16 protein-coding genes are annotated in these 19474 nt (G+C 60.9%); 4 read left to right on the forward strand and 12 right to left on the reverse strand.

What is annotated here, in order from left to right; genetic code table 11:
* Positions 1-21: 21 nt before the first annotated feature.
* From bcor_RS06845 to bcor_RS06855, 3 genes are all read right to left on the reverse strand, one after another.
* Entirely contained in the window at positions 22-612 is a 591-nt protein-coding gene (locus bcor_RS06845) for an anthranilate synthase component II (protein ID WP_033498423.1), read from the reverse strand.
* Positions 593-2236, reverse strand: coding sequence for an anthranilate synthase component I family protein (locus bcor_RS06850; RefSeq protein WP_051875746.1), 1644 nt, complete (start codon positions 2234-2236; stop codon positions 593-595). Before bcor_RS06850 ends, bcor_RS06845 begins: the two co-directional genes overlap by 20 nt.
* Positions 2237-2639: 403 nt before the next feature.
* A complete protein-coding gene (locus tag bcor_RS06855; RefSeq protein ID WP_033498425.1) occupies positions 2640-3524 on the reverse strand; it encodes a helix-turn-helix domain-containing protein in 885 nt (294 codons plus the stop codon).
* 392 nt (positions 3525-3916) lie between these two features.
* Here bcor_RS06855 and bcor_RS06860 point away from each other — a divergent pair, with 392 nt between their 5' ends.
* The 3 genes from bcor_RS06860 (at position 3917) to bcor_RS06870 (ending at position 7376) form a co-directional block, all read left to right on the forward strand.
* On the forward strand, positions 3917-4945 hold the full coding sequence (locus bcor_RS06860; RefSeq protein WP_033498427.1) for a zinc-dependent alcohol dehydrogenase family protein: 1029 nt from the start codon (positions 3917-3919) through the stop codon (positions 4943-4945).
* 120 nt (positions 4946-5065) lie between these two features.
* Positions 5066-5461: a VOC family protein gene (locus bcor_RS06865; RefSeq protein ID WP_237742939.1), complete on the forward strand. Its 396-nt coding sequence runs from the start codon at positions 5066-5068 to the stop codon at positions 5459-5461.
* A gap of 250 nt (positions 5462-5711) precedes the next feature.
* A complete protein-coding gene (locus bcor_RS06870; protein WP_033498444.1) occupies positions 5712-7376 on the forward strand; it encodes an MFS transporter in 1665 nt (554 codons plus the stop codon).
* 68 nt (positions 7377-7444) lie between these two features.
* Here bcor_RS06870 and bcor_RS06875 read toward each other — a convergent pair whose 3' ends face one another.
* The gene (locus tag bcor_RS06875) at positions 7445-7828 is read right to left on the reverse strand and encodes a DUF4186 domain-containing protein (protein ID WP_033498445.1); all 384 of its coding nucleotides are present in this window, start codon (positions 7826-7828) and stop codon (positions 7445-7447) included.
* A 245-nt stretch (positions 7829-8073) separates the two neighbouring features.
* Between bcor_RS06875 and bcor_RS06880 the strand changes: the two genes are divergently transcribed.
* Complete coding sequence (locus bcor_RS06880) at positions 8074-9363, forward strand: class I SAM-dependent methyltransferase (protein ID WP_033491081.1); 1290 nt, start codon at positions 8074-8076, stop codon at positions 9361-9363.
* A gap of 133 nt (positions 9364-9496) precedes the next feature.
* On the opposite strand, the gene bcor_RS06885 is transcribed toward bcor_RS06880, so the two are convergent.
* From bcor_RS06885 to bcor_RS06920, 8 genes are all read right to left on the reverse strand, one after another.
* The gene (locus bcor_RS06885) at positions 9497-10117 is read right to left on the reverse strand and encodes an FMN-binding protein (RefSeq protein ID WP_238548548.1); all 621 of its coding nucleotides are present in this window, start codon (positions 10115-10117) and stop codon (positions 9497-9499) included.
* A gap of 19 nt (positions 10118-10136) precedes the next feature.
* Positions 10137-10943 carry an ABC transporter ATP-binding protein gene (locus bcor_RS06890; RefSeq protein ID WP_033498448.1) on the reverse strand — a complete coding sequence of 269 codons (807 nt, stop codon included), beginning with the start codon at positions 10941-10943 and terminating at the stop codon, positions 10137-10139.
* A 44-nt stretch (positions 10944-10987) separates the two neighbouring features.
* The gene (locus bcor_RS06895) at positions 10988-12412 is read right to left on the reverse strand and encodes an ABC transporter permease (RefSeq protein WP_033498449.1); all 1425 of its coding nucleotides are present in this window, start codon (positions 12410-12412) and stop codon (positions 10988-10990) included.
* A 61-nt stretch (positions 12413-12473) separates the two neighbouring features.
* Positions 12474-13793, reverse strand: a complete 1320-nt coding sequence (locus tag bcor_RS06900) for an ABC transporter permease (RefSeq protein ID WP_033498429.1) — start codon at positions 13791-13793, stop codon at positions 12474-12476.
* Positions 13794-13808: 15 nt separating this feature from the next.
* On the reverse strand, positions 13809-15083 hold the full coding sequence (locus bcor_RS06905) for a Fe-S-containing protein (protein ID WP_033498430.1): 1275 nt from the start codon (positions 15081-15083) through the stop codon (positions 13809-13811).
* Positions 15084-15266: 183 nt separating this feature from the next.
* Positions 15267-15905 carry an iron transporter gene (locus bcor_RS06910; protein ID WP_033498432.1) on the reverse strand — a complete coding sequence of 213 codons (639 nt, stop codon included), beginning with the start codon at positions 15903-15905 and terminating at the stop codon, positions 15267-15269.
* 81 nt (positions 15906-15986) lie between these two features.
* Entirely contained in the window at positions 15987-17705 is a 1719-nt protein-coding gene (locus tag bcor_RS06915; protein ID WP_033498434.1) for an FTR1 family iron permease, read from the reverse strand.
* Between the two features lie 232 nt (positions 17706-17937).
* A complete protein-coding gene (locus bcor_RS06920; RefSeq protein ID WP_238548549.1) occupies positions 17938-19461 on the reverse strand; it encodes an amino acid permease in 1524 nt (507 codons plus the stop codon).
* Between the last annotated feature and the right edge of the window lie 13 nt (positions 19462-19474).

The raw sequence follows: 19474 nt of genomic DNA on the forward strand, positions 1-19474 counted from the left end.
CCGACAGCCGACCGCAACGGGTCAGTTCCCAGCAGACGGGCCGCAGTACTCCCGGAAGAAGTTGCCAATCACCTGGTGACCATACTGGCTGCCGATGCTCTCGGGGTGGAATTGGACACCCTCCATGAGCGATCGACCACGTCTCAGGCCCATCACATACCCGTCCAGAAGCGAGCGCGCACTGATCTCCAGATCGGCGACCTGCCCGACCGAAGTCTCATCGGCAACCAGGGAATGGTACCTGGTCACCTCAAAGGTGTCGGGTAACCCTGTGAAGCAGCCCCTCCCGTCGTTTCTTATCCGGCTCACCTTACCGTGCTGACGGCTGGAGGCCCTGACCACCTGGGCTCCGGCATGTACTGCGATGGCCTGCATGCCCAGGCAGATGCCGAATACCGGCTTCCGTCCTGCAACCCGGTCAAGGAGCTCCAGGTAGCCGCAGTCCTCCGGATGGCCCGGTCCAGGGCCCAAGATGACCGCATCGAAGGTGAGCGGATCCACCTCGGCCAGGTGGTTCACCCGGACAATGGTCGTATCGGCGCCCAACAGGTCCACGTAGTTCTTGACCACATAGACGAAACTGTCGAAGGCATCAACCAGCAAGACTCTCATGGGCCAGCTCCTTTCCGGTGATGGCCAGATAGGCAGAACTCATCTTCTTCATGGTTTCCTGCCATTCGCTTTCCGGCTGAGAATCCTCGACGATTCCGGCCGAGGCGCGCAGGTGGTATCTGCCCGAATGGTAAGAAGCCGTCCTTATGCACAGCGCCGTCAGGACCTGACCGTCAAATCCGAGGAAGCCCACCGCTCCGGCATATACCCCGCGCGAACTGACCTCGGTCTCCTCGATGATCTCCACGGCGCGTACCTTGGGGGTTCCTGTCATGGTGCCGGCGGGGAAGGCGGCCGAGAAGACGTCGTACTTGTCCAGGCCAGGCCGGATTCGACCGACCACATCCGAGACCATATGAATGACGTGGGAGTAAACCTCGGTGGTCATCAGCCGGTCCACCTCCAAGGATTCGGGTGTGCAGCACCTGGCTACGTCGTTGCGCCCCAAATCCACCAGCATCAGGTGCTCGGCCCGTTCCTTGGGGTCGCCGGTCAGCTGCCTGATGGCCGCCTGGCGGGCCTCATCATCTCCGGGATTGCCGACAGTTCCTGCGATGGGCCTCAGGGTTATGTCACCATCAGGGGTCAGCCCGATGAAGAGCTCGGGGCTGGCGCCGATGACATGCACCCCTTGGGGAGTCACGAAATAGTACATATAGGGGGACGGGTCCTGCCGGCGCAGCCGCTGGTAGACCTGGAAGGGCGGAATCCTGGAGTCCACCTGAATCTCATGCCCGAGCTGGAGCTGGTACACATCTCCCTGGGCTATGTGCTCCTTACCCTTGGCAAACCACCGATAGAAGAGGTCCCGGTCAATCGTGTCGTGGGCGCTGTAGGGGAAGTCCGATCCGGCATCCTCAGGCCCTGCACCGGTCCGGGCAAGGTCTTCCGCAAGGGGTGCGTCAGATTGCAGCAGGCCCAGCATTTCCGCAAACCGGTCGGACTCATGCCCAACGCTCTTCCCATCCGGCTGCCCGTCAAGCCTGCTGTACGCAATGCCACCGGCGTCTTCCTGCCCTACCGGACTGTCGCTTTCCCTGCTTCCCCGACCATCCCGGATGTCGTACCCGCCAGGGTCGCCGCTCAGATGGATCAGCGTGGCGCAGTGGCCGCCAGCCTTCAGGTCCAGGGTGATGATTCCCCGGTAGAGGGTCAGCGAGATGACCGGCAGGGCCGCATCCCTGGGAATGCGTTCTTCCAGGTCCTCAATCATGAAAATGGTGTCATACCCGAAGTAGCCGAACCATCCCATCCCGAAGGGGCCTTCATGGCCGCCGCTGATGGCGAAGGAGGACTCAATCCCCCTCAGCACCGCGAACACCTCCTGGATGTCGGGGACCGGATGGCGAACCACCCCCTGCTCAATCCGGCCGAAGACCTCCAACAGACCTGCCAGCTGTACGTTACCCAGCGGATCAATGGTCATAACGTGGTCCGTCACACTCAGGGTCAACATGGGCTCGAATCCAATCACCGAACGGTTCCTGTCCGGATCGGGACCACTCAGGGACTCCAGGAGGAAGAGCTGATCCTCCCGATACCTGGTGCGCAAGCGCCTGTATATGGACAGGGCGTCAAGGTCGCTGACGAATTGGTGGGATTCCATGGTTGCATTGATGGTCATACCGGCACTCCCTTGGTCGGATGCTGCGATTGGAAAGACGGGGGATGAACCTCTCATGGTGCGAGTGCACCCGGGTCGAGGCAGGTATCCAATACGGCATGAATCCAAGCCATCCGATGGCCCCACACCCGTCAACAATGGAAAAAGAGACCTCAAACACCGAGGCGGATATATGAATCAGAAGAAGAACCGAGCCGGTTCTGGCCCATCAGGCGAAGGACATCAACGCCATCGGGCATCGACATAGAAAAAGACACCCATGGGCAACCAGGACTGCCGTGATGTCATTTTCCTCATGGGGACGATGCTAGAGCACCCGTGCGTATCCCCCCAAACAGCATCCATCATTCGGACATAGTTCGTCCATTTGCTTACTTCATTACTTGAAGAGGAATCAACGGCCTCAGCGCCGATACGTCCGGCGGTAGGCACGCGGAGTCGTGCCAGTCTCCATCTTGAAGCGACGGTTGAAGTTGGCGGCATTACCGAACCCGCTCATGGACTGAATCCTGGCGATGGGCAGATCGGTGGTGACCAGGAGGAGGGAGGCGCGTGCAGTCCGCAGCCGGGAGACCAAGGCGGAAAAGTTGATTCCCGCCGCCTCCTTGAAGAAACGGGAGAACGCTGAGGGACTCATGACCGCCTGGGCAGCGACCTCCTCCAAGGTAATCCGGTCTGCGATATGTGCCGTGATATACGCCAGGACCTGGTTGACCCGTTCCGTCATACCGTCGGGCGCCTCCGCCACGTAACCCGGTGTGACCACTGTCGTCCACTCCCGGCGAGGGGCCTGGATGAAGATACGGAAAATCGTCAGGAGGTCAATCAGTCGATCAAGATCATGATGCGCCCCCATACCAATCAGGATGGTGGCCGCTCGGCGCGCGGATGCGCCTGACAGGACAAGGGCCTGCCCACCCCGTCTCAACAGGGTCAGTATCCTCCCGGCCTCGGGAAAAATCCGCGCCAGGGCTCGGATGCGCTCGGGATGAACCTGGCAGGCCACATCCCGCTTGGGAATGGACACCTCACCCGGGTTCAATTCCGAAATCCAATTATGGGGAACATCGCTCCCCAGGAGGGAAACCTGCCCCGAATCAAAAGGCACCATCCCATCCCCGGCCATCATCATTCCCCTACCCTTGCGGATCAGATGGATCTCAATTTCGATGTGGTGATGCCACCGGGCCAGAGCCGAAGGGTACCCGTGCTCCACCCAGCGGATGCTCTCGCCGCTCCGAGGCAGGACCACCTCCAAATCCGCCCGCCCATCGACATGACTGCCCATGCTCACCCACCTCCGATATGTGCGGGGAAACGGCCTGTTGCTCTTGACCCAATCGGTCACGCTCAGCACAACTGATCGCACACAGGGAGAGAGCCTCAACGGCACCTTTGCCAACCCTGTCACTGCCAGGGCGAGACTACCCATCCTATCCAAGAAAAGGGCAAAATAATACCGATATTCGGCAGAAAAGCACCGGATTCCAAATCCTGGCGACCCTAGGATGAAACCAGGCAGTCGAGAACTCCGGCACCCAACCCCTCAATCAGATGAGGGGTATCAGTCCGAAGACGATTCACCCTATAGGTATGCACAAGGTCCAAGCCGAAATACCGGAAGAGCAGTAAGCACAGCGACGAGCAAACCTGCACCGCGGCCGGCGGAGGGAAACCATCATGAGGGCACTGGTATTGGACAGAACACGCGGCCTGCACATGAGGCAGGTTCCGGTTCCTCGGCCCAAGGCAGGAGAGGTTCTCATCCGCACCGCCTTTACAGGCATATCCAGCACAGATCGCGGCATCTACCAGGGAGCACAGGGTTCGATTGAGGCCAATCTCCCGATTATCCTGGGGCACGAGAGCTGCGGAACTGTGGCGGCCATCGGCACCCGGTCGGTCACCCTGGCTGACGGAGACCAGGCGGCCGAGGGGGACAGGGTGGCCGTGGACCCTAACATCACCTGTCATCGTTGCGATTACTGCCGAAACGGCAGACCCGAACTCTGCCGACACCTGGCGGTCATCGGTGTGACCCGCGGAGGCGGGATGGCCGAGTACTTCTCCGCCCCGGCCGAGGTGGTCTACCGGCTGCCCGATCGATTGGAGTTTCTGGAGTCCACTGCCATCGGTCCCCTATCCTGCGCCTTGCATGGCATCCGATGCCTGGATCTGCGGCCCAACCAGCGTGCCCTGATTGTTGGGGATGGATTCATGGCACAGCTCTTTGCCCAGCTCCTCAGGATTCAGGGCATCTTTCAGATCGACATGGTCGGATTGAGCGAGACGAAACTGGCCAGAGGGAAGGCGCTGAACAACCTTCATGCCGTCTACAGGTCGGACAAGCGGAGACAGACACCGCCCCGGGACCACTATGACCTGGTGATCGAAGCCGTCGGGGTTCCCGCCGCCGAGACCATGGCCATCAAGGCCTGCCGCCGTGGGGCCCAGGTGCTCATGTTCGGTGTTGGCCGCCCTGATGCCCGATTCACGATGAACGCCTATGACATCTACCGCAAGGAGCTGACCATCAAGGGGTCCTTCAGCAACCCGTGTTCATTCGGCGACGCCATCAGCCTCCTTGCCTCCGCTCGCCTGGATATCGCAGGTCTGGTCACCCACATATTGAGCCTCGAACAAGTGCCCGACCTGATGTCCGGATCGATCGGCGGTGTCATCAAGGCGGTGGTCGCCTTCGGGGACTGAGGACCGCGCAAGCGCAACCGGCACCAGAGGTTCCGTACCGAGCATCGCATACCATGGTTCCAGCAGCACGTATCGGCCATACGTCAGAATACGGTGCTCGCCACAACAAAGGAGTTATCCATGCAGCCAATGTCGGCATTCACCACAGACCTCCAGCACTCAGGCATGATTGCCCATAACCTGGATGAGACCGTTGACTTCTATACCGCCAAGCTCGGTTTCGAGCTGGTGGGAGTCTTCCCCAACGGAGAGAACCGTTGCGCCTTCATGCGTTATGGTCACCTGACCATCGAGACCTGGGAAGGCGAAGAGGCCCCGTTGACCACTGGAGCCATCAATCATTGGGCCCTGGATACCCCGGATATCGAAGCCGCCTATCAGAATGCCAGGGATCTGGGGTTGGAGATCAAGGAAGACGGCATCCAGTCCATCCCCACCTTCTGGGATCGCGGCATCCGCTACTTCAACGTTTACGGACCCAACAGGGAGACCATCGAATTCTGTCAGATTCTCTGAACCGACCGTAACCAGCGGCATTCGCCTACACCGCTCTTCTGCCCCGCAAGCGACAGGATTCGGCATCAGGCTCTATGCCGCGGTGTCAGTATGCCCCGCAATAGCGGGGCTCCTTTCATATCCGGCCCTCGCCAAGACCCGAGTGTTACAGTGTATTTTCATGGCATTTTCCTAAAAACCACCTGATAGGAGACCACTGAGGGATACCAAAACACTCAAAATGCAGTACGGCCAGGGGGCCGAAGAAGGAATGATGGCACAAGAGGAATCAAGTTCAACCGACGGAAATAATCTCAATTCGAAGCAGGGTCATGGGCGGGGCGGAAAGACTGGGCCCGCTGCCAAAGGCAGGACCAGGAAGCGCAACCAGCATCCCCACCGAAGCTGGAACCAGCGCCTGCATCTCACTGACATCAACGTGGTCGATGCGTCGACACTGAAACGGGCCATCGCCGGCACCGTGGTCGGCAACTTCATGGAGTGGTACGACGTGGGAGTCTACGGCTACCTGGCCGTGACCATCGGCCGGGTCTTCCTCTCCGACGCTTCGGATGCCATTCAGCGTCTCTTCTCTTTGGGTGTGTTCGCGGTAACCTTCATCGCCCGACCCCTGGGCGGTGTGGTGCTGGGCCAGCTCGGCGACAAGCTGGGCCGGCAACGAATCCTGGCTTTCACCCTCCTGAGCATGTCGGCAGCCACACTGCTGATCGGAGTCCTACCAGGGTACGCGGCCGTGGGCCCGCTGGCCCCCATCCTTCTGATCCTGCTCAAGCTGGTCCAGGGATTCTCGACCGGTGGAGAATATGCCGGTGCATCGACCATGGTCACCGAGTATGCCCCCGACCGGCATCGCGGCTTCTTTGCTTCCCTTTTGGACGTGGGTTCCTACCTGGGTTATGCCTTCGGGGCCGGTCTGGTCTCACTCCTGGAGTTCCAGCTCTCACCCGAGGCCATGCTTGCCTGGGGCTGGCGCATCCCCTTCATCATCGCCCTTCCCCTGGCAGGCATCGCCGTCTACTTCAGGGCGAAGGTCCAGGACACCCCGGCCTTTGAGCAGGCGCAAGCCGTTACGGACGAGAAGACCAAGAGCGAACACAAGGGCCTGGGCGACCTAATCCGAGGGTACTGGAAGGAACTGCTCATGGCCTTCATCCTGGTGGCCGCGGCCAACACCCTCAGCTACACCCTGACGGCCTACATGCCCACCTATCTGACAGGCACCCTCCACTACAACACGGCCCAGGCCAACCTGCTATCCCTGCCCGTCCTCCTCCTGGTGGCCTTCTGCATCCCCATCACCGGTGCCCTCTCCGACAGGTTCGGTCGCAAAAAGGTACTCTTCATGGGCGCCTTCACCGGACTGTGCCTCTCCCTTCCGGCCTTCAGGATTCTGGAACAGAGCACCACGGGCGCGGTCTTCGCCGGCCTGGTCCTCCTGGCCATACCGGTCATCTTCTTTGTGGCCAATCTGGCCTCGACCCTGCCCGCCCTCTTCCCCACCGCCTCGCGCTACGGCGGTATGGGACTTTCCTACAACCTGGCCGTGGCCGTCTTCGGCGGTACGGCACCGGTCATCATGGAAGGCCTGGTGACAGCCACAGGCAAGGGCCTGGCCCCGGCATACTGGATCATGTTCACCTCGGTCTGCGGCCTGGTGACCGTCCTCTTCCTGGCCGAAACAGCCCGCAAGCCCATGCCCGGCACCCTGCCTACGGTCCTCAACCGCCAGGAGGCCCGCGACCTGGTGGCCACGCAGGACCAGAACCCGGACCTGGACGTCAAGGCCATCATCAAGGACGCCGAGAAAAACGGCACCCGGAAGACCCCCGAAATGCTCAAGGCCGAAGCCAGGAAGGCGCTTGGGACCAAGCAGTCGGCAGGTGCGGACCGCTCAACCAAACCCGCAAAGGCATAGGGCCAGTCAACCCCCATCCAACGAGCATCCCCGATAAGGCCCTGCCACGGTGCATCATCCGACCGGTATCAGGCTGGATGATGCATCAAATCGCGCTCGATCCACCCCATGACCAGGGCGGCCAACCGATCGATCTCACGGTCGGTCAGAGGGCGGCCCTTGGGAATATGGTGCCAACGTTGGATGCATCCACGGCAACAGGTACCGGTGGCATGCTGGGCCGTGAAGACAGGATGACCTCTGTACGGTGTCTGTTTCCCATCCTTCAAGGGATGGGCCGGTCCGACCCTTTTGACCAGCATTTCGTGGGCATGGCGGTTGATGGTTGCCTTCCCCCTGGCCCTGGCATAGGAGCGGTCCCTGGCCGATAGACTGAATCCGGCACGAAAATTCGAGTGCCCCAGCCGGACCAGCGTTCGACCGACCCAGGCGGGCACCTCCTCTTCCCGCAGGTTCCCCGGTGAAGAGGCATTGTCGGGATTCGAAATCAACCCTTCCTGGTTATCCTCACCAATCACGGTCGCCTCACTTTCAGCACCAGCATTACCAGCGAAAAGGGGATTCGACAAGGCACACATCAGCTCAGAGAATACCGGCACAGGCCAGTACGAGGAGTACGGTTGGGTCCAGAAAACAACCACAGGCGGCCTGATTTGTCATGCTTATTCGCAATCAGGACGTCAGAAAAGGGGGCTTCATGGCCAGAAGCAATATGACGGTCGCGGAAATGATCGGGCTCTTTTTGGACCCTGCCGCGCCGGTTCAGATAACCGCCTTCGACGGATCGCACTTCGGAGATTCGGCCGCACCGCTCCATCTGGAGATCAAGAACTCGCGCGCAATATACTACATCGCCGAGAACCCGAACGACCTGGGTCTGGCCCGGGCCTACCTGCAGGGCGACCTGGATTCGCCGGACCTGCAGCCAGGCAATCCCTATCAGGTCTTCAAGGACCTGGTGGCCCTGAAGAAGTACGTCAAGAAGCCCGGCAAGGCCGATCTGGCCCGCATGGCCGCCGCCATCTTCTCGCACGGGATTCGCATCCCCGAGCCTCCTGCAATCGAGGGCCCCTCCCTGGCCAAGCGTCTGACCGAGGGCCTGCGCCCCCACACCCGCAAGGGCGATGCGGCCACGGTCAGCTACCATTACGACCAGTCCAACGACTTCTACCGCCTCTTCCTGGGGTCCTCCATGACCTACACCTGCGCCGTCTTCGAGAAGCCGACCGATACCTTGGAGGCAGCCCAGGAGCACAAGCTCAACATGGTCCTCGACAAGATGAACCTGAAGAAGGGCGACCGGCTCCTTGACGTGGGCTGCGGATGGGGCTCGATGGAGGTGGCCGCCGCCAAGCGTGGCATCCATGTCATCGGTGTCACCCTGGCCGAGGAACAGGTGGAATGGGCCCAGGAGTGGATCAGGAAGGAGGGCCTGGGCGACCTGGCCGAGGTCCGCCTGATGGATTATCGCGATGTACCCGAGTCAGGCTTCGACGGCATCTGCTCAATCGGCATGATGGAGCATGTGGGATATAAGCAGTACCCCTCCTACTTCAAGGAAATGATGGACAAACTCCGCCCCGGCGGCATCCTCCTCAACCACCAGATCACCCGGACCAACTCCCACGACAACAAGAGGGCCGGCGGCTTCATCGACCGGTATATCTTCCCCGATGGCGAGCTGGCCAGCCCGGCCGAAATCGAACTGGCCATCCAGGACACCGGTTTTGAGGTCATGACCCAGGAGAACCTCCGTCAGCACTACGCCCTGACCCTGCAGCACTGGACCGAAAACCTCCAGGACAACTGGGAGCAGGCCAAGACCATGGTCGGCGAGCCCAAGGCCCGTCTCTGGGGTCTCTACATGGCCGGGTCACGCCTGAACTTCGAAATCAACAATATCCAGGTGCACCAGTTCCAGTGCATCAAGCCCGACCCCGCGACCGGCACGTACTCCTACCCGCTCCGTCCCTGGTGGGATCGCTAGTTTCGAGTGAATCCGGGGAAGTAGTCGGCCGACCGATCATCCCCCGGCAAGGCGAAGGGTGCCCGGCACGGATTGGTTCCGTGTCGGGCACCCTTCGCATTCCGCACATGGGATCACCGACCGTCGCCCAAGGCTACTGGGAAATCGAGGCCTCCTGCCGGGCCAGGTCCAGAGCCTTGTTGAAGGCATCCGAGGTCCAGCTGGCACCAGCCACCTTGCTGACCTTGAGATCCTTGAGGGGTCTGCCCTCGACCACCCCGGGCACGGCCTTGGCGAACTCATCGATGTGCTTTTTGGAGACCGGGGAATCGGACTTCCCGGAGACCCTGACCGATTGCACGGTGCCGCCCGACACATCCAGGTCGACATCGATGCTGTCGGAACCATCCTTGCCGTAATGGCCCGTCAAGGCATATGACCCGTCCTGATACTGCCCGGTATCGGAAGCGGCAGGCTGCCTTCCATCCCGCGAAGATGCACTGGGCACACCCTCACCGGCCTGAGGTCCCTGTGCCTCTCCGTTACCGGGAGCGCTGCTGGACTCATTGCCCGCATACTCATCGTCCATGGGCTTGGTATCGGTCTGGCCGCACCCACCCAGGAGGGAGGCGGCCGCGACCAGACCCACCAGGGTGGCCGAAATCCCGGTCAGCCCATGTGACCTGGAAGATCCGGCCTGGGCCCCGGTGAATCCGGTTGCATCGTCCGCGGCCCGGGATTCCCTGTTGATTCCATCCCGCTTATCATCCTTCATGGGGACCTCCATCATCTGCTCAGTCGATCCGATTCCCGCCGCCGGTCTTGGCCGCCTTGGTCGGATCCCGAAATCCGACAGGAACGTCACCCGACTGAGCCTCCTTGTCGGCACTGCCACTGAAAGCCGGCCTGCCGCCAATCTCCTCATAGGCCCGTCGGGCATCCTCGTCGTTCCATTGTTCACCCACCAGAACACCATGGTTGAGCATAATCTCACGTTGCGCACAGGAAGCCACCAGGGCATCGTGGGTCACGACAACCAGGGAGGTCCCCTGGTCATGCAGCTGCCGGAACAGATCCAGCACGATCTTCTCGTTGGCCTCGTCCAGGTTACCGGTCGGCTCGTCGGCCAGAATCAGCTTGGGCTCGTTGATCAGAGCGCGGGCCACGCAGACGCGCTGTTGTTCCCCGCCTGAAAGCTGACCGGGTAGGTGCTTAGCCCTGTCGGCCAGACCGACCCGGTCCAGGGCCTGCATGGCCTGGTCCTCGTCAACCACCGAGTGGTAGTACTGGGCCACCATCACGTTCTCGACGGCCGTCAGGTGAGGCACCAGATAGAACTTCTGGAAGACCAACCCAATCACGTTCTTACGCACATCCGCCAATTGGGAAGGGTTCAGGTCCTCCAGAGGGCGCCCCTCCAACCGGACCGACCCCGCAGAAGGGGTATCCATGCATCCCAGGATGTTCATCAGGGTGGTCTTGCCTGATCCTGACGACCCCACGACGGCCAGCCATTGCCCCTGGGGGATACTCAGGTTCAGGTCATCCAGCGCGTGCAGGTCGCCATAGATCTTGGATACGTGGTCCAGATCGAGGAGCATGCTTCCGCCTTTTCCCTGCCGGACCTCTTCTTGTTCCTTCATGATTATTCCTCCCTGAGAACCAGTGCCGGGTCGATGCGTGACGCCCTGTGCACAGGCCGGATGGATGCGACTACCGATATGACGATGCTGAGCAGGACCGAGGTCAGGGCCAGCCACCAGCTGAAGCCCAGCGAGCGCTGGAAGACGGAGGTGCAGAGCAGCCGGGCGAACAGGTATCCCAGTGCGGTACCGATCAGCCCGCCCAGGAACCCATACAGGGCGGACTCTGCGTAGAACTCCGCCCCAATGCTGCCTGATGAGGCTCCCAGGGCCTTGCGCAGACCGATTTCACTGCGTCTCTGGGAGACGATGGAGGCCATGGTGGTGCCTACCCCCACGAAGGTCAGCACCAGGACGACGATTGAGACCAGCCAGAAGAGGGTCTGGAGCATGGTGATGGTGTGGGTGTCGCCGGAGGTGATTCTGGCCACCGTCCGTGCCGTAACCCCCATGCTGGTCATTTCATTGATGCTCTTGGCTATTGCCGACAGATCCGGCCCCATGGCATCGACCGAGTACTCGATGACATCGGACCCTCGTTTGGCTCCGGTCAGCGCTTCCATGTCATGCAGACTGGCGTAGATGATCTGATCCTCGGAACCGCCGGTATCAACGATGCCGCCCACCCGAAGTTCCATACCCGACTCTTGGGCATCCTTGGCGATGGACTCGTCAACCGGGGCTTGAGACCCCTGCTGCGCCAGGCTCTGGGCCTGGGCCTCCCTATTGCCGGGAGAATTCCCCGCCTGGGCCTGCTCATTCGATTGACCCGAATTGTCGGGCATCCCGGCCATGCCGTGCATGTGCCCGGACCCGCCGGAAGAAGCTCCTGAGGCGGAATGGATCTCCGCCTGCGCGTCGGCAGTCTGCTGGGCATCGGACTGTTCAGCCCCGGAGGCAGTGCCCGCGACGGGAGCATCATCGGTGTTGTCCGAAGCCCTGTAGCTGACGGTAATCCTGCTGCCCGGTTTCAGTCCCAGTGCATCCGCCAGATCACGCCCCACCATGACGGAACCGACCTTGGGCCACTCCCCGTCCACATTCCAGTGGTGGTTGAGCTGGCGCACCTGCTCGGCATCAATCCCTGCCATCATGTGCGATCCAGCGTTGACCCTGACCGATTCGTACCGGTAGGTGGCATGCCTGGCCGGCGCCTTGGCCGTGACCATCTCCGTGGTGTGGCTGACCATGCCCGGCTCGATGCCCTGCCGAGACTGGCCTGCCTGCTGGATGGGAGTCACCACCAGGTTGGCTCCGTAGGCCCGCATTTCCTGATTCATCTGCCTGGGAACCTCCAGGCAGACGGCCGCCAGGCAGAACAGGGTGGCCGCCCCGACCATGGAGGCCACCACCGCCATGGATGCCCTGCTGCGCCGCCGGAACACCGCCCCGAAGAGCATGGTCAGGAACATACGGGTGTTGGTCATTGGTGCGTGACGGTGGGCCGACCTACCTGATTGGTCTGTCATTCCACCCCCCTGCTTGGAATCATCTGCCATGGAGCACCTCCGCCGGTCGAAGTCTCAGAATGGAACGTATGGATGAAATGGATGCCACCAGCACGGTCAGGGCCAGAAGAACGAAGACCAGGACAAAGACCATGGGCCGCATGGTGATGCCCGAACCAAAGACGACGTGACCGACAATCTGCGCGACCCCGGACCCCAGCAGGGCGCCGACCACGGCTCCGATCAGGCTGATCAGGGCCGTCTCGGCCAGGACCAGCCGTGAGACAGCACCGTCGGTGGCCCCCAGGACCTTGAGCAGGGCAAACTCCGATGATCGCTCGGAAATGGAGGCGGCCATCAGATTGGCCACGGCGATGGCAGCAGCCAGGAGGCTCAGGATGGTCATCAGAATCATGACGGCCTGGGTCTTCTGGAGTACGTCACCCTGGAGGGCCGCCACCTGGCGAACCTGTTTGGCCACAGCCCCCGGTATGGCCTCCTCAATCTGGTAGGCGATGGCCGACGGATAGGCCGTGCAGTACCAGGTCTCCCACTCGTCCTGGGAGAGGGCGGCCGGATTACGGGCGGCCTTCCTTGCCAGGTCATTCTCGGGGGTCGTCAGGGCCTTGACCTCCACCCTGTCCACCTGGTCGGGCAGTCCGGAGACCTTCTGCAAGGCCCAAGTCGGCACGTACAGGGCTGAGGAGTCGGAATCGCCTGAATCGAAGATGCCGACAATCCTGACCTGTTGGGTCTGTCCATCCATCTTCAAGCCAACGGTATCGCCAATCCGCTTACCGCCCAACCGGGCCGCCAGATCCTTGCCAATCATGCCCTGAGCCGGGTCCCCGGTCAAGGAGTCACGCCCGTCCTCGGGCCACGAACCCTCAACCTTCCACCAGGACCGGAGTCCCCTGACTCCGACCGTGGTGCTCTCGCCGCTGTCCAGGTGGATGTCCTTTCTGAACCAGGTCCCCACCACGGGGGCCTCGACCCCGTCCACACCCGCCTTGATGTCGAGCTGCGGGGCAAAGTCGGTGATGTTGTAGGCCCAGAAGATGGTCTTGATCTTCGGTACGTCGGATTCCTTCAGGTATGAGGCGGGGCGGGAGGACTGCTCCTGACTCGCCTGGTTCGCCTGGGAACCGTATAGGTCGGAGACCACCGCATCGGACTTGGGCTGCACGATGATGTTGGACCCATAGGTGGAGAGTTCGGCATTAAGCTTGTCGCCCACGTCGAAGACGACCCCCAGCATGGCGACGGCCACGCAGGCGGAAAGGCAGACGGTCACGGCTATGAGGATTCTTCTGCCGAACTGGCGGCTGAAGGACCTGACAATCATTCGAATCAGAAACATGCCGACAGCACCTCCTCAGCTCTTGAAGTGTGAGGACAGGGCATCCAGATCGGCGGTCTGGATCAGAATGCTGCCGTGCCCGGTGGTATAGGGCAATGGAATCGGATTGCACCCACCCTTGAAGCCGATGGTGGCCAGGTTGATGGCCACATCGCACTTCTTGCAGATGATCTTGCCATCCTTTTCGTAATACCCGGCATCACCGCAGTTCTCGCAGGCATCCAGCCCGATTCCGTAAGCCGCCCCGTTCTTCTTGATGATGATGAACCGCATGACCGTGCCGTCCTTGGCCTTGTACTGGAAGCGGTGCAGGTGCCCATCGCTGACCTGGGAGAACTTGATGGTCGCCGTCTCCTTGGATAGGGAGTAATCCTCGGGCGGCGAAAGCACAGGCACCTTGTGGGCCTGGGCCGTGCCCACGGTCAGGGCCAGGGTAACGAAGATCATCGCCACCAGGCTCCAGACGGATGAGGCCAGGGCTCGCCGACGGAAGGCCTTGTGCTGCCTGCTCACTGATGCGGTCTGCCCCTCCACAGGCATGCGGAATCCCGCAACCATGCAGACTACGGCGGGAATCACGAAGACACAGACCTGGACGATGACCATGGCCTGGTTGGCGTTATAGAGCAGGGCCATAATCCTGAAGGGGAGACCATGCAGGATGAGCTCTCCGGTGTTCTGCAACAGGGCCAGCAACCCGGTGCCATGTTGAATCAGGGTCAGCACGACCACAAGAAGGGCAGCCAGTGAAAACGCCTTATGGGAACAGGTCCGATGCATGGATCGGAAGATGGCCGCCACGATGACGACTGTTGCTATGGCCAGGACGAAACCGAGCGCCCGAAGCAGCATTTCGGAGGTGAATACGGGAGAATTGGGCTCCACAAAAGCCGTCAGTTGGAGAATCACATCAGGCAAGGCCCTGAAGACACTGAGGGCGATGGCAAGGGCAGCCAGGCCGTTGGCCAGGTTCAGAGAGGCCCTGTGGTCATGCCAATCACTGGTCAGCCTCCCGGCTGCCAGCACCACCCAGATCAGGGCCAGATCGGCTATGACACAGGCTATCAGGGTGGGGAAATTGACCATACTGCGTCGGTTGATGACCGCGGTGGCCCTGAGTGCCGCAAATACGATGGCCGCCAGGGTGCCCACACCCAGCCCGACCAGACGCCAGGAGGACGACAGGGGCTTGTCTCGCCCCTCACCAACGGTCAGTAGCACGCTGAGGACCATGACCAGGAGGGCCGGCCCGAGCGTTCCCGGCAGGACCGCGACGAATTGCTCAAGCATCTTGCCTGCCTTTCACGTACATTCTGCGCATGGCGGTGACCAGCACCCACCCGACCATGCTAATCGCACGAAGCGGCATACAGGGCCCAATCAATCCTCGCTGCGCCCGTATGCCGCCTTCCGCTTTTCAGGCCGGTCGAACTGCACCCCATTGCCGGGGCTCAGATCGACCCAGCCCTCATATCACCACTGGTGAGGCGTGTAGTCCCAATCCCAGCTGACCACGATGGGCTCGGTCCAGAAGTGGTCCTTGACCCCGGTCTCGGGATCGACGTGGAGCATCCACCCCTTCTTTTCGGGGGACTCGATGGAGTAGGTCAGCTTGTAGGATCCAGCCTTGTCCATCTTGATGTTGGCACCGTAGTGAGGGCCGTCCGAGGCATTCATCTGCATGAAGGTGCCGGACTGCTTGTCGTTGGGGTCGTTCTTGTTCTCAATCGTGTAGTTGACGGTCAGGTCGGGAACGAACTCACCCTTGGCATAGCCCAGGTTGTTGTCGGCCAGGGCATGGATATCGGCTTCCAGGTGAAGGCTGGCATCCGCTGCCTTGAGGCCCATGGAGGCAGGCTCCATATCGATGGGCTGGAAGAAGACGGTGCCGATGTTCAGCGGTCCCTTCTGCTGATCATCGGGCGGAATCGGAATCTCTTCAAATCCTGCGCCCTTGCTGTCTTCCTTGTCGCCTTCCGACTTGGAATTGGCGGTTGTATCGGGGGCGGGGGCTTCCTTGGCCCCCTCGTTCTTGCCCCCACCGCAACCGGCCAGGACCAGTGTTCCGGAGAGCACCAGGGCAGCCAGGGCTGCGAATTTCCTCTTCTTCATTTTCTTTCCTTTGTTCGTTCGGTTTCTGACTGTCTCATTGGCATGAGTCTTGTATGTGCCGGGCAGGTCGCGGCAAGGGCCTCAGTCGTCCTGATCGGACTGCCGGACCGACTCCTTCCGGTTCTTCCTGATAATCGAAATGACGGCGAAGACAATGACCACAACCAGTGCCAGGACCTGGGCACCGATGGACTGCACATAGGGATAAAGCCCTATCCAGTCGCTGGTCGGCACGCCCGGCAGGTAGGTGGCCGGCACCAGATCGCCCTCAATCAGGGCGTGGACACCGCCGCCCGCGAAGATGACCACCATGATGGCCATCAAGGCACTGGTGATGACGAAGAAGGGCCTGATGGGTATCTTGACCGAGGTGAACCGAATCAGGACAAAGATGATGACCAGCACCACAGCAGCAGCTGCAAATCCGGTCCATATCTCCTTGCTGCCGCTGGGAGCCATGGCGAAGATGGCCTGGTAGAACATGACCGTTTCAGCTCCCTCCCTGAAGACGGCCAGGAAGGAGAGAAGGGCCAGGGATATGACACTGCCCTGGGATATGGCGGTCACGGTCTTGTTCTTGATGTACCTGTTCCAGGAGTCCACCGAGGATTTGGAGAGCATCCAGTTGCTGGTATAGAGCAGCATGACCATGGCAACCAGGGCGACCACGCCTTCCAGAATCTCCTGCTCAGGACCGTTTCCGTTGAAGAGGAGGGTGAAGAGGATGGCCACCAGGCCGCTCCCGGCCAGACCGGCAAGGATGCCCCAGTATATGTATCGAATCTTGCTCTTGTAACCGGACTTGACCAGGTAGGCGATGATGGCGGCCACAACCAGGATGGCCTCAAGACCCTCACGGAGGAGAACAATGAAGGCCTGACCGAAGGCCGAGGTCAGGAAGGTGGTCCATTTGTTGACGCTGTCGGCCGCCCCTCCATCCAGGATGCCCGCATCAGTGACCAGCATTCCCTTGAGGTCGTCAACCAACCCCTTGACCTTCTTCGGTGACTCCCCGCCGACCATGGCCATGCGGGTTTCCTTGAACTGGTACTCCACCTGCGAGACCCGGCTACCGCCGATGGCGTTCATGACGTTCTTCTCGAAGCCCAGCTTTTCGTAATACTGGTAGTAGGCCTTGTTGACCAGATCGGAGCCCTCCTGACCCCTGCCATCGGCCGCTGCCCTGTAGGCCTGGTCCAGGATGGGAGTCATCTCACCGGCCACCTGGGTCCAGGTCTTGTCGCCCTTGCCCTTGTTCTTGTGCTTCTTGGCGGCATCCAGACGTTTCCGGTCCGCCTTGATCTGCTCCTCCTGGGCCTTGGCATACTGCCTCGGCTTGGCCAGCGAACCATTGGCGTCGAGCTGGGCGGCAGTATCGGCCAAATCGGCTTTCAGGGCCTGCGTATCCTGATCGATCCGCCCTTGGTTGCCTGGTGCATAGGCCTGTGACTGGAGGGATTGGAACCGCTGATCCAGATTGGAACGACGGTCCTGCCCCAATGTGGAGGCCGTGGCCGTTACAAAATTGGAAGCCACATACACAGAGTTGTAGGCCGCCATGAAGTCCGAGGCTGCACCCGCATTATCACCACGGGCGTAGGCTTCACGTCCGGAATCCAGTTCCTCGGCCATGGCTGTGGACACATCGGTCCAGGTGTCATAGCCAGAGGCCTTGTCGGCGGCAAGAGCTGTGTGAACAGGAAGAAGGCCGGAAGCGGATACGGCCAGGACAGTCAGCAGGCAGGCCAGGAGGGAACCCGTTACTGCCAAGGCTTGTTTTGCCATGGCTTTAAGACGCATAACAGGTCCCTCCCTCAACAGTCCCCCGGCGTACATCACGCCATGTCTGCAAACCGCTGCGCTCTCTTGGTATCAAAGAGCAAATCTAGTGCACGGCAGCCTGAAAAAACAGACTTGATTTTTATGAGTTTCCCTACTAAGCAACGCCGGGACCAGCCAATAGGGCTCTTCCTGTCCTCTGCCCGGGCGGGGCCGTCGGCGCGGCTCCGACCCAACCGGTCACCCCTGGGTTTCAGCCTGCGACCCCGACCGCGTTCCGATGCTTCCACAGGCAGATGCCGCCAAAGACCGCCAGCCAGCATAGGCCGAAGATGGCGGGGATTCGGGTATCGGGGGCAAAGAAGAGGGAGACGTAGATCACCAGGAAGAAGATGATGGCTATGGGGCCGGTCACCTTGTAGGCGGGCATGAGGAACCCGTCGGGCATGAAGTCGTCGCTGGCTCGATACCTGTGATGGGCCAGGAGGGTCAGGATGTAGATGAAGATGATGACCGCGCTGGATGCCGAAGTGAAGAGGACGAAGGTGTTCTCAAAACCGGGCAGGGCGTGGAGGATTGGCGAGAGCAGGATCAGGACGCCGGAGAGGATGATGGCCCTGGCTGGCACCCTGCCCCGGCGGGAGATTGTGTACAGGCTCCGCATGAGAGGCGATCCGCCTCCTGCCGCCAGCTGGAACAGGTTACGCCCGGCAGAATAGAGCAGGGAATTCAGGGAGGAGCAGGCTGCCGTGATAACCACGAAGAAGACCAGGCCCGCCGCCCAGTCCACGCCCGCGTATCTGAAGACCATGACGAAAGGCGAGGCGAAGGTCCCGTCGGCGTTGGGCTTGAAGGAGCGCCAGGGCACGATCATCATGATGGCCATCAGGGCGCCGACGTAGAAGATGAGAACGCGGATGATGATCTGGTTGATGGCCTTGGGAAGGACCTTGCGCGGGTTCTGGGTCTCGGAGACCGTAACTCCCACGAACTCGATCATCTCGTAGGCGAAGAAGACCATCTGGAAACTCATGAAGAAGGCCAACCACCCATTTGGTGCCAGGGAGAGCCCGTTGAGTATGTTATCCAGACCGGCGTGGCCTGCGGGGCTGACCTGGTCCAGACCGGGCATCTGCACGGCCGGGTAGCGGAATCCGACGATGACCATGACCACGGCGGTGACAATCATGGCAAGAATCAGGGTGATCTTGATCATTGAGAACCAGAACTCGGTCTCGCCGAAGACCTTGACGGCAATCAGGTTGACGGAGACCATGGCCGCCAGGAAGCAGACCTCGATCAGGCCGCGCCAGGCCTCAAGGTTGATACCGAAGGTGCCGAAGAAGGTCACGAAGTACGTACCCACGGCCGTCAGTTCCGACATGCCTATCAGAATCAGCACGATCCAGTAGGACCAACCGGCGAAGGACCCCCAGCCCTTGCCCAGGTAGCGGGTGATGAAGGCGATGAAGGTGTGTTGGTTGGGGCTGCGATACATGAGTTCGCCAATGGCCCGCATGAGCAGATACATGACCAGGCCCACGCCGATATAGACCAGGATGATCGAAGGGCCGGTCAGGGCGATGGACTTACCCGACCCGAGAAAGAGACCCGTTCCGATTGTGCCGCCAATGGCGATGAACTGCACATGGCGGTTGCTCAATCCACGCTCCATCTGATTGGATGGATCGCGGGATCCGTCCGCACCCTGTTCGGTACCGGAGGTCTGCGTATTCCCGGCTTGCCCCATCGGTTCCACCTCCTCTTCCTTCTTCATCGACCACATCGCC

Source organism: Bifidobacterium coryneforme (genome assembly GCF_000737865.1).
Taxonomy (GTDB): Bacteria; Actinomycetota; Actinomycetes; order Actinomycetales; family Bifidobacteriaceae; genus Bombiscardovia; species Bombiscardovia coryneformis.

Bases quoted from the DNA above. Each gene is read 5' to 3' on its own strand.
- bcor_RS06845 (WP_033498423.1), bottom strand. From the start codon at position 612: ATGAGAGTCTTGCTGGTTGATGCCTTCGACAGTTTCGTCTATGTGGTC.
- bcor_RS06850 (WP_051875746.1), bottom strand. From the start codon at position 2,236: ATGACCATCAATGCAACCATGGAATCCCACCAATTCGTCAGCGACCTT.
- bcor_RS06855 (WP_033498425.1), bottom strand. From the start codon at position 3,524: ATGGGCAGTCATGTCGATGGGCGGGCGGATTTGGAGGTGGTCCTGCCT.
- bcor_RS06860 (WP_033498427.1), top strand. From the start codon at position 3,917: ATGAGGGCACTGGTATTGGACAGAACACGCGGCCTGCACATGAGGCAG.
- bcor_RS06865 (WP_237742939.1), top strand. From the start codon at position 5,066: ATGCAGCCAATGTCGGCATTCACCACAGACCTCCAGCACTCAGGCATG.
- bcor_RS06870 (WP_033498444.1), top strand. From the start codon at position 5,712: ATGATGGCACAAGAGGAATCAAGTTCAACCGACGGAAATAATCTCAAT.
- bcor_RS06880 (WP_033491081.1), top strand. From the start codon at position 8,074: ATGGCCAGAAGCAATATGACGGTCGCGGAAATGATCGGGCTCTTTTTG.
- bcor_RS06885 (WP_238548548.1), bottom strand. From the start codon at position 10,117: ATGAAGGATGATAAGCGGGATGGAATCAACAGGGAATCCCGGGCCGCG.
- bcor_RS06890 (WP_033498448.1), bottom strand. From the start codon at position 10,943: ATGCTCCTCGATCTGGACCACGTATCCAAGATCTATGGCGACCTGCAC.
- bcor_RS06895 (WP_033498449.1), bottom strand. From the start codon at position 12,412: ATGACCAACACCCGTATGTTCCTGACCATGCTCTTCGGGGCGGTGTTC.
- bcor_RS06900 (WP_033498429.1), bottom strand. From the start codon at position 13,793: ATGTTTCTGATTCGAATGATTGTCAGGTCCTTCAGCCGCCAGTTCGGC.
- bcor_RS06905 (WP_033498430.1), bottom strand. From the start codon at position 15,083: ATGCTTGAGCAATTCGTCGCGGTCCTGCCGGGAACGCTCGGGCCGGCC.
- bcor_RS06910 (WP_033498432.1), bottom strand. From the start codon at position 15,905: ATGAAGAAGAGGAAATTCGCAGCCCTGGCTGCCCTGGTGCTCTCCGGA.
- bcor_RS06915 (WP_033498434.1), bottom strand. From the start codon at position 17,705: ATGCGTCTTAAAGCCATGGCAAAACAAGCCTTGGCAGTAACGGGTTCC.
- bcor_RS06920 (WP_238548549.1), bottom strand. From the start codon at position 19,461: ATGAAGAAGGAAGAGGAGGTGGAACCGATGGGGCAAGCCGGGAATACG.